The sequence below is a fragment of the Pandoraea anapnoica genome, assembly GCF_902459765.1.
Classification (GTDB): Bacteria; Pseudomonadota; Gammaproteobacteria; order Burkholderiales; family Burkholderiaceae; genus Pandoraea; species Pandoraea anapnoica.
In genome coordinates, this window is sequence record NZ_CABPSP010000011.1 from 108277 (window position 1) to 121843 (window position 13567).

The 13567-nt window shown below is 62.5% G+C and carries 9 protein-coding genes and 2 tRNA genes; 6 read left to right on the forward strand and 5 right to left on the reverse strand.

Annotated features, from left to right (window positions below; translation table 11 throughout):
• The first annotated feature begins 5 nt into the window (after positions 1 to 5).
• Positions 6 to 1454 (forward strand): efflux transporter outer membrane subunit, encoded by a 1449-nt coding sequence (locus tag PAN31117_RS17980; protein WP_150739409.1) that lies wholly within the window; start codon positions 6 to 8, stop codon positions 1452 to 1454.
• Between the two features lie 136 nt (positions 1455 to 1590).
• Here the strand turns inward: PAN31117_RS17980 and PAN31117_RS17985 are convergent.
• Both PAN31117_RS17985 and PAN31117_RS17990 read right to left on the reverse strand, forming a co-directional pair.
• A tRNA-Arg gene (locus PAN31117_RS17985) sits at positions 1591 to 1667 on the reverse strand.
• 148 nt (positions 1668 to 1815) lie between these two features.
• Positions 1816 to 1892, reverse strand: a tRNA-Arg gene (locus PAN31117_RS17990).
• A gap of 409 nt (positions 1893 to 2301) precedes the next feature.
• Between PAN31117_RS17990 and PAN31117_RS17995 the strand changes: the two genes are divergently transcribed.
• A complete protein-coding gene (locus tag PAN31117_RS17995) occupies positions 2302 to 3954 on the forward strand; it encodes an AMP-binding protein (RefSeq protein ID WP_150739410.1) in 1653 nt (550 codons plus the stop codon).
• A 219-nt stretch (positions 3955 to 4173) separates the two neighbouring features.
• Here the strand turns inward: PAN31117_RS17995 and tcdA are convergent, their stop codons facing one another.
• Positions 4174 to 5010, reverse strand: a complete 837-nt coding sequence (gene tcdA, locus PAN31117_RS18000) for a tRNA cyclic N6-threonylcarbamoyladenosine(37) synthase TcdA (RefSeq protein ID WP_150739411.1) — start codon at positions 5008 to 5010, stop codon at positions 4174 to 4176.
• On the opposite strand from tcdA, the gene PAN31117_RS18005 reads away from it, so the two are divergent.
• The 4 genes from PAN31117_RS18005 (at position 5009) to PAN31117_RS18020 (ending at position 10543) form a co-directional block, all read left to right on the forward strand.
• Positions 5009 to 7126 (forward strand): AsmA family protein, encoded by a 2118-nt coding sequence (locus tag PAN31117_RS18005; protein WP_246189154.1) that lies wholly within the window; start codon positions 5009 to 5011, stop codon positions 7124 to 7126. The two genes, tcdA and PAN31117_RS18005, sit on opposite strands and share 2 nt — an antisense overlap.
• 297 nt (positions 7127 to 7423) lie before the next feature.
• Positions 7424 to 8071, forward strand: coding sequence for a pyridoxamine 5'-phosphate oxidase (gene pdxH, locus PAN31117_RS18010; RefSeq protein WP_150739412.1), 648 nt, complete (start codon positions 7424 to 7426; stop codon positions 8069 to 8071).
• Between the two features lie 115 nt (positions 8072 to 8186).
• Positions 8187 to 9407, forward strand: a complete 1221-nt coding sequence (locus PAN31117_RS18015; protein WP_150739413.1) for a class I SAM-dependent methyltransferase — start codon at positions 8187 to 8189, stop codon at positions 9405 to 9407.
• Entirely contained in the window at positions 9404 to 10543 is a 1140-nt protein-coding gene (locus PAN31117_RS18020; protein WP_150739414.1) for a DUF72 domain-containing protein, read from the forward strand. Before PAN31117_RS18015 ends, PAN31117_RS18020 begins: the two co-directional genes overlap by 4 nt.
• A 49-nt stretch (positions 10544 to 10592) precedes the next feature.
• Here PAN31117_RS18020 and fabV read toward each other — a convergent pair whose 3' ends face one another.
• Together fabV and PAN31117_RS18030 are read right to left on the reverse strand one after the other, a co-directional pair.
• Entirely contained in the window at positions 10593 to 11786 is a 1194-nt protein-coding gene (gene fabV / locus PAN31117_RS18025) for an enoyl-ACP reductase FabV (protein ID WP_150739415.1), read from the reverse strand.
• 200 nt (positions 11787 to 11986) lie between these two features.
• Positions 11987 to 13525, reverse strand: a complete 1539-nt coding sequence (locus PAN31117_RS18030) for an MFS transporter (RefSeq protein ID WP_150739520.1) — start codon at positions 13523 to 13525, stop codon at positions 11987 to 11989.
• Between the last annotated feature and the right edge of the window lie 42 nt (positions 13526 to 13567).

The following is a 13567-nucleotide window of genomic DNA, read 5'->3' on the forward strand; positions in this document are numbered from 1 at the left end:
CGATCATGACTTTTCATCTCAGAACGCTGGCCGTGGCGGCCGCCTTTCTCATCGCAGGCTGCACCGTCGGCCCCGACTATCGCGGTGCACCCGAAGTGGCTGGCGACGCGCTGCGCACCGGCGCGACATTCGCTCACGCGGGCGAAGGTGTCGAAGCGCATGCGCCCGGCGTAGCGCGCTGGTGGACGGCGCTGGACGATCCGCAACTCACCGCACTGATCGACGACGCCATCTCGCATAGCCCCGACATTCGCGCAGCGCAGGCAAAGGTGCGTCAGTCGCGCGCCAGTCTGCGCAGCCATCAGGCGGACTTGCTGCCGAAGGCCACCGTCGACGCCGCCATGCTGCGCACGCGCTCGCCGGATCTCGGCATGCTGACCGGCAACGGCGGTGGTAGCGGACGCGGCCCCCTCGACCTTTACGTCGCCGGCTTCGACGCCAGCTGGGAGATCGATCTGTTCGGCGGCACGCGTCGCGCGGTGGAAGCCGCAAGCGCCGATGCCGACGCCGCGTCGGAAGACCTCGCCGACGCACACGTGCAACTGGCGGCGGAAGTCGCGCAGAACTACGTCGCGCTGCGCGATCAGCAGGCCCGGCTTGCGCTGGTTCGCGATTCGGCCCGGCTCGAAGGCGAGATGCTCGAACTCACGCGTCAGCGGCGTGCAGGCGGCGTCGCCTCGGAGCTGGACGTCGAACGACTCTTCACGCAGGTCGAGCAGACGCAATCACGCGTGTTGCCGCTGGAGGCCGACGTCATCGAATCGCTCGATCAACTGGCGCTCCTGACGGGACGCGCACCGGGCTCGCTGGACGACACGCTCAAGTCACCTAAGGCATTGCCCAGTGTTCCCGCGAAGGTGGCCATCGGCGATCCGTCGGCGTTGTTGCAGGCGCGTCCGGACATCCGTGCGGCCGAACGGCGTCTTGCCTCACAGAACGCGCAGATCGGCGTGCAAACCGCCAACTGGTTTCCGAAGCTCTCGATCATGGGCGAACTCGGGTATTCCGCGTTCGATCCGGGACATCTCGTGCGCAAGGACAACTTCAGTTGGATGACGCTGCCGCGCCTGCAATGGAACGTGCTCGACTTCGGACGCGTGCAGGCAGGCGTCGACGGCGCAAAGGCGGGGCGCGATCAGGCACAAGCCAAGTATGAAAGCGCGGTGCTCACGGCGTTGCGCGACGCCGACGTCGCGCTCGCGCGCTACGGTCATCAGCGTGAGAACGTCTACCGTTTGCGCAGTGTGGAAGCATCGGCCACGCGTGCGGCAACGCTCACGCGCCAGCGTTACCGCGCGGGCACGGCAAGCACGCTCGACTGGCTCGACGCCGAACGCACGCGCTTTTCCGCCGAGCAGGACCGGATTGCGGGCGACGCACAACTGCTCAAGTCGTTCGTGACGTTGCAAAAAGCGCTGGGATTGGGTTGGCAGGTGGGACAGACGACGAGCTGATGGTCGTTGCAGTGACGGCATTCGCGAGAGGGATGCCGTCACGCTCGCGCCCGATTAATGGACTGCATCAATGGATGGCGGTAAACGAAAAACGCTCCAGAAGCTTTCGCCTCTGGAGCGTTTTTGCCAACTGAGTTGGCGCGGCTGGCAGGATTCGAACCCACGACCCCTTGGTTCGTAGCCAAGTACTCTATCCAACTGAGCTACAGCCGCACTTACTGCACGAGACACCGATCAGACGATCCTGCTGCTGTCGGCTTGCCTTTCGTCGATACTGACCGGTGCATGACACTCGGTGCATCAACGGAAGGACTCTCCCGAAAAACTAAGGGTCTCCCCGTGAGGAGACCCTCGAAATAGATGGCGCGGCTGGCAGGATTCGAACCCACGACCCCTTGGTTCGTAGCCAAGTACTCTATCCAACTGAGCTACAGCCGCGCTGTGAGAACAGAATTATGTAAGAAACCAACCTGCCACGCAAGTGTTTTTTGCAATTCTTTTGTCATATCCCCAGTTTTCTCGCCGCATCGGGCAATTCATGCGGGATTAGCGCGGAATCCCCCTCACTGGCAAGCCTTTGCCGCTAGAACAATTACTCCACGCAAACCCGCATCAAATCAGGGCTTTCCATGTGCTCGCGCCGGAGACGGCACGGTATGCTACGGCTTTTTGCAACGCATCGAATGGCGCACCCGCTGCGCACGCGAGGCAGAATCGGGCAAGGAGACGCCCCGCTCGCACCCCCACACGACATGCGATGAAACGATGCATCGGTCGCCCTGTACTTTTTCACTGGTACTTCCCCCGGCGCGCCAGATGCGATAAAAACCAGTCCAAGGAGGCGCTCATGGATAAAGTCTGGCTCAAAAGCTATCCGCCCGGCGTACCGGCCGAGATCGACGTCAACACGTATCGTTCGCTGAACGATGTGTTCCTGCAAAGCTGCCAGAAGTTCGCGAATCGTCCGTCGTTCACCAATCTCGGTGTCACGCTGACGTTTGCCGACCTCGAGCGCAAGTCACGCGATTTCGCCGCATATCTGCAAAGCCTGCCCGGATTGCAACGCGGGTCGCGCGTAGCCATCATGTCGCCGAACCTGCTCCAGTATCCGGTGGCCGTCTTCGGCATCCTGCGCGCGGGCATGGTCGTCGTGAACGTCAACCCGCTCTACACGGCGGGTGAACTCGAACATCAATTGAAGGACGCGGATTGCGGCGCGATCCTCGTCATCGAGAACTTCGCCGCCACGCTGCAAAAGGCGTTGCCGAATACGCCGGTCAAGCACGTCATTACCACGGCCATCGGCGACATGGTGCCCGCGCCGAAGCGCTGGATCGTGAACTACGTCGTGCGTCACGTGAAGAAGATGGTGCCAGAGTGGAACATTCCGCACGCCGTGCCCTTCCGCACTGCCATGGCGCAAGGCGCACGCGCCAAGTTGCAGGAAGCGCAACTCGGTCACGACGACATCGCCTTCCTCCAGTACACCGGCGGCACGACCGGCGTGGCCAAGGGCGCGATGCTCACGCACTGCAACATGATCGCCAACATGTTGCAGGCACGGGCGTGGATCGGCTCGGGTCTCGAAGAAGGCAAGGAGATCATCGTCACAGCACTGCCGCTGTATCACATCTTCTGTCTGACGGCGAACTGTCTGGTGTTCCTCCAGCTCGGCGCACTCAACCTGCTCATCACCAACCCGCGCGACATGCCCGGCTTCGTGAAGGAATTGGCCAAGTGGAAGTTCACATTCATGACGGGCGTGAATACGCTCTTCAACGGTTTGCTCAACACGCCGGGGTTCGATCAGCTCGACTTCACCGCGCTCAAGTGCGCACTGGGCGGTGGCGCGGCCGTGCAGCGCGCGGTGGCCGAACGCTGGCAGAAGGTCACAGGGCACCCGCTGATCGAGGCGTATGGGTTGACGGAGACGTCGCCCGCCGTGTGTATCAACCCGCTCGGCAGCGAGTTCAACGGCTCCATCGGCCTGCCGATTTCGTCGACCGAAGTCAGCATTCGCAACGATGCCAACGAAGCGCTGGGCTTCGGCCAGGAAGGCGAGATCTGCGTGCGTGGTCCGCAAGTCATGAAGGGCTACTGGCATCGCCCCGACGAGACGGCCAAGACCATTACGCCGGACGGCTGGCTGCGCACCGGCGACATCGGCACGATCGACGAACAAGGCTATGTGCGCATTACCGATCGCAAGAAGGACATGATCATCGTGTCGGGCTTCAACGTCTATCCGAACGAAGTCGAAAGCGTGCTCGCGATGTGCCCGGGCGTGCTGGAATCGGCGGTCGTAGGTGTGCCGAGCGAGCGGACCGGTGAGGCCGTCAAGGCGGTGATCGTCAAGAAGTCGCAGGACCTGTCGGAGAAAGCCATCATCGACTTCTGCCGTCAGCATCTGACGAACTACAAGGTGCCGCACGTCATTGAGTTCCGCACCGAACTGCCGAAGACGCCCGTCGGCAAGGTGCTGCGTCGCGAGTTGCGTTAAGGCGTGTGCACTGCAACGACATCGTTACGTTACGCATACCGAAACAACGCATTGCAAACAAAAACGGCCGGAGATTCTCCGGCCGTTTTTGTTTTGGATATCGAGAGACGGATCGAGAGATATTGCCTATCTCGCCCCGCTTCGTAACTTTTGGTTACAGACGCCGCGTGCGAGGCTTGGGAAAATCTCAGGCATGTCAATGCCGCACAACGCCCCTTTTCAACGCCCGACCTTCGTCACGTGCTTCAGAACGTGAGCTGCGGCGGCCATGCCAAATGTCGCTGTGACACACATGCTTGAGCCAAAACCGGCGCAATTCAGGCCCTGCGGTCCCGCAGCAGCATCGGGCGTTTCACCAGGCGCGCACACCGCTTCCGGATATTGCAGCGGCTCGTCCGAGTACACGGCGGGGACGTTGAACTTGGCCTTCGGACCACGGACAAATCCATGTTGCTTGCGTAATTGCGCACGCACTTTCGCAAGCAGCGGATCCTGGATCGTGCGGGCAAGATCGTCGATACGAATCCGTGTCGGATCGATCTGACCGCCCGCACCGCCCACGGTGATCAGACGCTGCTTATGCGCCACACACCATGCGATGAGCGCCGTCTTCACCCGAACGCTGTCGATGGCGTCGACCACCCAGTCGAAGCCGCCGCCCAACATGGCGTCGAGATTTTCCAGTTCGACGAAGTCCTCGACGAGCGTAAGCTGGCAACCAGGATTGATGGCCATGATCCGTTCGGCCATCGCGGCAACTTTCGGCTTGCCGTAGTTGCCATCGAGTGCGTGCACCTGACGATTGGTATTGCTTTCGGCGACGTTATCGAGATCGATAAGCGTGAGTCGGCCCACGGCGCTGCGCGCCAGCGCTTCGGCCACCCACGAGCCAACGCCGCCGATGCCGATGACGGCCACGTGGGCTTCACGCAGACGCGCGAGACCGTCGTCACCGTACAAGCGCGCGAGGCCACCGAAACGGCGGTTCGCGTCATAATCCTTCTCCGATGGCGTGGCAGGCACCGGAGCTACAACGATCGACGGGGTACTGTTCATGATGCGATGGGTAACGTCCTTGAAATGGCTGGCGATCACGATAGTCGCCATCGTGCTGGCATTCGCGGCGTTCATCACGTGGTTTGACTGGAACTACGCCCGGCCCTTTATCAACCGGGAGGTGAGCACCGCGACGGGCCGCCCGTTTGCCATCCGGGGCGACCTCTCGCTGCACTGGCTGGCCCCGAATGCGCAGGCCCCGGGTCTGGGGCGCTGGCTACCGCGGCCTCGCCTGATCGCGAATGATATCGTGTTAGGCAACGTTGCGTGGAGTCAGGAGCCGAACATGGTCTCCGTCGGCCGACTCACGTTCTCCCTCGAATGGCTACCGCTGCTCGACAAGCGCGTCGTCCTCCCCGAAGTTGCGCTATCCGCGCCGAAGGTCGTCATCGAGCAACAGGCGGACGGTCGCAACAACTGGACCTTCACTAAAGGCGCCGGCCAGCCGTCGCCGTGGAAATTCCGCATCGGACGTCTGATCCTCGAAGACGGCGTGGTGCGCGCAAACCTCGTGCCGCAGCAACTCGATCTGACGGCCAACATCGCCACCATCGACGGTCAGGCACCGTACGGCATCGGCGTCGCGCTGAAAGGCACGTTCCGCAAGGTCGCCATCACCGGTAAGGGCCGGGGTGGCGACGTCCTCTCGCTCGAAGATTCGGGCGAGCCCTATCCGCTCGACGCGAGCGTGCGCATCGGCCGCACGCAGATCGCTGCCAAGGGTACGTTCACGAACCCAGCCACGCTCTCCGCACTCGACATGCACCTGCGTCTGGCCGGGCCGACCATGGCCGACCTTTATCCGATTACTGGCGTGCTGCTGCCGGAGACGCCGTCTTACGAGACCAACGGGCACCTGTTGCATACCGCCGGTGTCTGGCGCTACGAGCGCTTCCAGGGCAAGGTCGGCCAGAGCGATCTCTCGGGCACGCTCGTGTTCCGTCAACGCCAGCCGCGCAACATTCTGCAAGGTGCGGTCGTGTCGAATCAATTGCGTCTGGTCGATCTGGGGCCAGCCATCGGCGGACAGAATCCGTCGGGCGGTAGCGACCTGTCGGGCAAGCCGAAAGCGCCACCGTCCGACAAGGTGCTGCCGGTCGATCCGTTCAAGACGGACCGCTGGCGCGCCATCGATGCGGACGTGCAATTCACCGGCCGCAAGATCATCAAGGACAAGAGCCTGCCGATCGACAACCTCGTCACGCACCTCGTGCTGGACGATGGCGTGCTCTCGCTGCGTCCGCTGGAATTCGGCGTGGCAGGTGGGCGCATTACATCGACGCTCGTCCTCAACGGACAGGCCGAACCGATGAAGGTGGATTCTCAGGTCTCGCTGCGACATCTGAAGATGAAGCAGTTGCTGCCCGACGTCGATCTGATGAAGACGAGTGTCGGCGAAGTGAATGGCGACGCAGCCCTGACCGCTACCGGCAACTCGATTGCGGCGCTGGCCGGCTCGTCGAACGGCGAGATCAAGACACTCATCGACCGTGGCTCGGTCAGCAAACTGCTGCTGCAATACATGGGGCTGAATGTGGGCAACATCGTGCTGACGAAGCTCTTCGGCGACAAGCAGATCGAAATGCGCTGCGCCGCCGCCGACTTTGCCGTACGCGACGGCCTGATGGACGCCCGCACCTTCGTGATCGACACCGACGATACAAGCATTGGGGTGACGGGGCAGATCGACCTCAAACGCGAACATTTCAACCTGACGATCCGGCCCGAGCCGAAGCACTTCGGCCTGCTTTCGTTGCGCTCACCGCTGTATGTGCGCGGTACCTTCAAGCATCCGGACGTGGGCGTGAACGTGCCAACGCTGGTGGCCCGCGCGGGCGGTGCAATTGCGCTGGGCGTGCTCGCCCCGTACACCGCGCTCGTGCCGTTGCTCGAACTCGGCCCCGGCAAGGACAGCCCCTGCGGCGAACTGCTGGCCAAGCTGCAACACCCACCAAGCCGCAACCCCGCCAACGTCAAACCGGTGCCCGACGCAAATGGCACCAGCACCGGCACCGGATCTGGCAACGCATCCGGCAGTAAGACCGGTGGCCGGGGGCGCGCCCATCAGTCGTCACCGCCGGCCGCCGCCGTCGGCTCCGGGAGCGAGAAGCCCTGACCGATTCGCGTTGCATGGGCGTGGCACGGCCGACGGCACACAAAATACGAAGCAATGCCCATGCCAACGTGATGGATTTGCCGTCGCCTTCCGGAGTGATTTTCGGGACAGGGTGCGGCCCCGGACGGAAATACTTCACTCATTAAATATCAAGCACATAGCGCGAGATGCCCGTTCCACGGGGCGTTCGGCGGATCGTTGCGCGCGTGACGCGACAAATCGCCACGTGCGCAATTTCCCTAACTCTTCGCTATACTGTGTCGCAACCCCCAACGCACCAGACCGATTACGATCGTCGTGACCCAGACGCTTTCTCTCGCGGACCTGCGCAAAAATTACGCCCTCGGCTCACTTTCGGAGACCGACGTCGCGTCCAGCCCGTTCGACCAATTCCGGCTCTGGTTTGAGCAAGCGCTCGCCGCCCAACTGGCCGAGCCGAACGCCATGACGCTCGCCACCGTCACGCCGGACGGCCGCCCCGATGCACGGATCGTGCTGATCAAGGGCGCCGACGAACGCGGGTTCACGTTCTTCACGAATTACGATTCGCGCAAGGGTCAGGAACTGGCGGCCACGCCGTACGGTTGTCTGCTGTTTCACTGGATCGAGCTTGAGCGTCAGGTGCGTATCGAGGGACGTGTCGAGAAAGTGAGCGCAGAAGAAAGCGACGCTTATTACCACTCGCGCCCGGTGGGTTCCCGGCTTGGCGCGTGGGCCTCGGTGCAAAGCGCCGAAGTGGCCGATCGCACAATCATCGAGCAACGCGAAGCGGAGTTCCGGCGCCAGTTCGGCGACGCCCCGCCGCGCCCGCCGCACTGGGGTGGATACCGGCTTGTGCCGGAAACCATCGAGTTCTGGCAGGGTCGCGAATCGCGCCTGCACGATCGAATCAAATTTTTCCGGCTTGCCGATGGAGCGTGGCGCATCGCGCGCCTGTCCCCCTGAACCTTGTTGTGTCGGCTACGCCGACGCGGTACGCCTGCCCGCCCGTTTGACGAGGAGACGTCACCGTGCCGACGGTACGGATGAAAGTTTTTTTGGTGACACTTGGAGCACATCCATGTTGTGGGAGAAAAAACTCGAAAACTGGGTCAGCGGCGTCAAGACCTCTTCGAACCTGCCCATTCGCCTCGCGCTTTGGAACGGTCAGCAATACGACTTTGGTGCCTTCGACAACCCCAGCGTAACGTTGCGCATCAATGGCCCTGCGGCCATGACGCGTCTACTGAGTCCAAGCCTCGACAATCTCGGCGAGGCATATGTGAAGGGTGAGATCGATGTCGAAGGCCGACTGGCCGACGTCATCGACATGAGCTACGCGCTCGCGGGCAGCAGTCTGACGACCATCGGTCCGCTTGAGCGTGCCGTGCGTCACTTCAATCACACCAAGAAGTCCGACAAGCGCTCGATCGAGTTCCACTACGACGTGTCGAACGAGTTCTACCAGCTCTGGCTGGACAAGAACATGGTCTATTCGTGTGCCTATTTCGAAAATGGCGACGAAGATCTCGACACGGCGCAAGAGAAGAAGATCGATCACATCCTCACGAAGATCGGACTCCGACCCGGCCAGACGCTGCTCGATATCGGCTGTGGCTGGGGCGCACTGGTGATTCGCGCCGCGCAGAAGTTCGGGGCGAAGTGCCTCGGCGTGACGCTCTCGGAAAATCAGTTCGCACTGGCCACCGAGCGTGTTAAAAAGCTCGGATTGGAAGACAAGATCGAGATCCGCATTCAGGATTACCGCGACGTGGAAGGTCAGTTCGACCGGATTACGAGCGTGGGCATGTTCGAGCACGTCGGGCGCAAGAATCTGAAGGACTACTTCGCGAAGATGGCTTCGCTGCTCAAGGACGACGGCGTCGCCATGAACCACGGCATCACGTCGACGGATCCCGACAGCGGCGAGACGGCGATGGGTGGCGGCGAGTTCATCGACAAGTACGTGTTCCCGAACGGCGAGCTGCCGCACATCAGCCTGGCGCTGGAGTCGATGCAGCGCGGCGGATTGGAGGCGAGCGACGTGGAAAGTCTGCGCCGTCACTACGCCCAGACGCTCACGCTGTGGTCGGAGCGCTTCGAAGCGAACGCGCCGCGTCTGCGCGAGCTGGCCGGAGAAGAACGCTTCCGTGTCTGGCGCGTGTATCTTGCGGGATGCGCCTATGCGTTCGAGCATGATCACGTCTCGATCTATCAGGTCGTGTGCCGCAAGGCAGGGCAATCGGCGAAGCAGCTTCCGTGGTCACGCCGTTACATGTACGAGAATCGCAACAATCAATGAGTCAGATCGATCTGTTCGGCACGCCGCCTGACGATCCGCCGCCAGGCGTACGTGCAGGGCAGGTCGATGGCAAGTCCGCTTCTACTGCCGCAGCCCCCGTCTCCAAAGGTCGACGTCCGGATCAGCGTCCGGGCGGCGTCGGCGCGGCCGATCTCCCGCCTGAAGTGCAAGCGCTGGGCGAACAACTGCCCGGCAACATCCGTCTTGGCACCTCCTCGTGGTCGTTCCCCGGCTGGAAAGGCATCGTCTGGGACGACGATTACAGCGACACCAAACTCTCGCGTCAGGGACTCACCGCCTACGCCCGCCATCCCGTGCTGCGTTGCGTCGGCATCGACCGGTCGTTCTACAAGCCGATGTCGATCGTCGAGTACCAGAAGTACGCCGAGCAGGTTCCGAAGGATTTTCGCTTTTTGGTGAAAGCGCCGAGTGTCGTGACGGATGCCGTTGTGCGTGGGGAAAAAGGCGAAGGTCTCAGCACGAATCCGTGTTTTCTCGATGCGCGCATCGCCACCGAACAGTTCGTCGCGCCGTGTCTCGCCGGGCTGGGGCCGAAGGCCGGTGTGCTGGTGTTCCAGGTGTCGCCGCTGCCAACCGAGCTGCTGCGCGACATCCCCTCGTTGATTCAACGCATCGAGGCGTTTTTTTCCGCCCTCCCCCCCTTACCTCAAGGCGAAACGCTTGGCGACGGAACGACAGTGCCCGGGCCATGCTACGCACTGGAGATTCGCGATGGCGCGCTGCTGACGCCGCGTCTCATGCGCACGCTGGGGCAATTGGGTGTGCGTTACTGCATCGGTCTGCACGCGCGCATGCCGCATGTGGAGCGTCAGGCCGCAGCATTGGCATTGCTTGATGAGATGGGCGCGGGACCGCTCGTTGTGCGCTGGAATCTGAACAGCGGCCATAAGTACGAGCAGGCGAAAGCGAAGTACGCGCCGTTCGACAAAATAATCGATCCCGATCCGACAACGCGCGACGTGCTCGCCGCATTGGCCACGCACTATGCGATGGCCGGGCACCCTGTCTACGTCATCGTCAACAACAAGGCCGAAGGCTCGTCGCCGTTGTCGTGCAAGGCGCTGGCCGAGCGCATTTCCGAGTTGTCGCAGACGTCAGAAACGACAATGGCCTGACCCGGCAATCACGCCGAGCTCAGGCCATTGTCATTCGAACGCGAAGTGCTTACGCGACGAGGTGCGCAATCGCGACGTCCGGATTCACGTCGGCGTCGTAGTCCACGCCTTCGATCTCGAAGCCGAACAGACGCAGGAACTCGTGCTTGTAACCCGCGAAGTCCGTCAGTTCGTACAGGTTCTCGTTCGTCACCTTGTCCCACAGCGCCGAGACTTCGCTCTGCACATCCGGCGACAGTTCCTTCTGGTCGGTGCGCACACGACCCTCTTCGTCGAGCAGCGGCGAAGCGTTGTACAGGCTGTCTTTGTACAGACCGTAGATCTGTTCGATGCAACCTTCATGCGTGCCCTTGGCCTTCATGACCTTGAACAGCAGCGAAAGATACAGCGGCATCATCGGGATCGCCGAGCTGGCCTGCGTGACCAGCGCCTTGAGCACGGCAACGCGCGCATCGCCACCGCTCAGGGCGAGCTTCGCACGAATGCCCAGCACCTTCTCGTCAAGATCCTTCTTGGCGGCGCCGATGGAGCCGTTCCAGTAGATGTCGTGCGTGATCTTCTCGCCGAGATACGTGAAGGCGGTCGTCTTGGCGCCCGGGGCGAGCACACCGGCGTCGGCCAGCGCGTCCATCCACATCTGCCAGTCTTCGCCGCCCATGACGGCGACCGTGTTCTCGATCTCTTCCTGCGAGGCCGGTTCGAACACCGACTCCTTAACGACTTCCTTGTCCGTATCGATGCCGCGCAGCGTTACCGACTTGCCGACCGGCTTGAGCACCGAGTTGAATACCTGCCCCGTTTCCGGATGCGTACGGCGCGGCGCGGCCAGGCTATACACCACCAGATCGACCTGACCGAGATCGTTCTTGATCGTCTCGATGGTCTTGGCCTTGATTTCCTTGGAGAAGGCGTCGCCGTTGATGCTCTTCGCGTAGAGGCCCTTTTCTGTGGCGAACTTGTCGAAGGCTGCGGTGTTGTACCAGCCCGGCGTGGCGGGCTTGGTCTCGCTGCCTGCGCGCTCGAAGAACACGCCCAGCGTGTCGGCGTTGCTGCCGAAGGCGGCCGTAATCCGTGCGGCCAGACCGTAACCGGTCGACGCGCCGATCACGAGCACCTTCTTCGGGCCGTTCGCGATCGGGCCTTGCGCCTTCACGTATTCGATCTGTTGCTTGACGTTGGCTTCGCAGCCGACGGGATGGGTGGTGACGCAGATGAAGCCGCGCACGCGTGGCTTGATGATCATGGAAACCTCGTTCACAAAATTCGGTGATGCCGGCTCACCCGGCAAACACCGCGCATTGTAAACGAGGTCGGGCCGGGCCCGGCAGTTTGAGACCGTTTTGCCCGGCCTACCGCCCGATTTCCGGCCACATTCCGTTGATCGGCAATGTCCGGTCGGACAGCGCCGAACGATATTCGGATTATTCCGGTGCTATTCCGGTGCTATTCCGGTGCAACAACGACCGTACGGTCGACCCGCTTGGGGAACTGAATCTGACGAATGCGGCGCACCAGCAAAGCCGCTACGATAGCGGCCACGCCCGTGAGCAGCACGCCGGCGTGCACAGCGTTCACCAGCGTCTGACGTGCCGTTTCGACCAGCGGCAGGCCGTCGATGCCCATGGCACGAAGGTCCGTCAACAAGTCCGCGCGCAACGCCGGGTCGATCAGGATGCGCGGATCGAGGGCGCGCGCCACCGCGTGTGCTGCGGGCGTGCCGTCGTAGCTTGTCACGGCACCCGCCACACCGCGTGCGTACCAGTGATTGACCAGCGTACCCACGATGGTCGTACCCAGCATGCCGCCGACCATCCGCGTCGATTGCAGCAGCGCGGTCGTGATGCCGAAGCGCTCGCGCCCGGCGATCTCCTGCCCGAACACGTTCATGTTGTTCAGAATGAAGCCGATACCGATGCCCGCGCAGGCCATCGCCAACGCAAGCAGGCCATGCGGCGTCGTGTTGTGCGCCAGCCCCACACCCGCCGACGCTACCGCCAGCAGGCAGAAGCCAATGACCAGCATGTTCGTCGGTCGCGCGAGACGCACGACCACCGGCGTGTTGATGAAACTGCCCAGCGCAATGCACGCCGCAATCGGCGTCGCGATCAGCCCGGCGGCCTGCGGGCTGAGGCCGAACCCGCCCTGCAACAACAGCGGCGCGAAGAAGATCAGCGAATACATCACAAAGCCGATCAGCACGGAGAGCGTGAACAGCACCACGAGCTGCGGGTGCCGGAACATGTCGAGCGGCACGATCGGATGCGTCGCGCGCCGCTCGGTGCGCAGCAACGCCCAGAAGCCGATGGCGACAGCCGCGATCAGCGCGAGGTTGACGAGTGACGCGCCGTGCTCGGGCACGCTCTCGATAAACACCTGAAAACCGCCAAGCACCACCGCGATCCAGAGCGCGCCGCGCCAGTCGACGCGAACGTCACCCTTATGGGCCGGGGGGAATTTCGGCAGATAGCGCCAGACGAAGTAAAGCGCCGCCAGCCCGACCGGCAGGTTGACGAAGAAGGTGGACCGCCAGCCAAAATGCTCGGAGAGCAGACCGCCCAGCGACGGGCCAGCCGCCGTACCGATGCCATAGGCCGTCGTGATCACCACCTGCCAGCGAACGCGCGAACGGGCGTCCGGAAAGAGGTCCGGGACGGACGCGAACGCCGTGCCGACCATCATCCCGCCGCCAATGCCCTGCAGGCCGCGTGCGAACACGAGGAATGGCATGTTGGGGGCGAGGCCGCACAGCAGTGAGGCGAACGTGAACGTCAGCACCGACGCGATGACGAACTTGCGTCGACCGAAGTAATCGCCGAGCCGCCCAAATACCGGCACGGTCACGACGGAGGCCAGCAAGTAAATGCTCGCAATCCAGGCGTAATACTCGAAACCCTTGAGCTCGGCGACGATGGAGGGAAGTGCTGTACTGACGACGGTCTGGTCGAGGGCGACCAGCATGTTGACGAGCGCGATGCCGATCATGGCCATCAACGCATCGCGGAAAGGCAGGGGGCGCACGGCAGA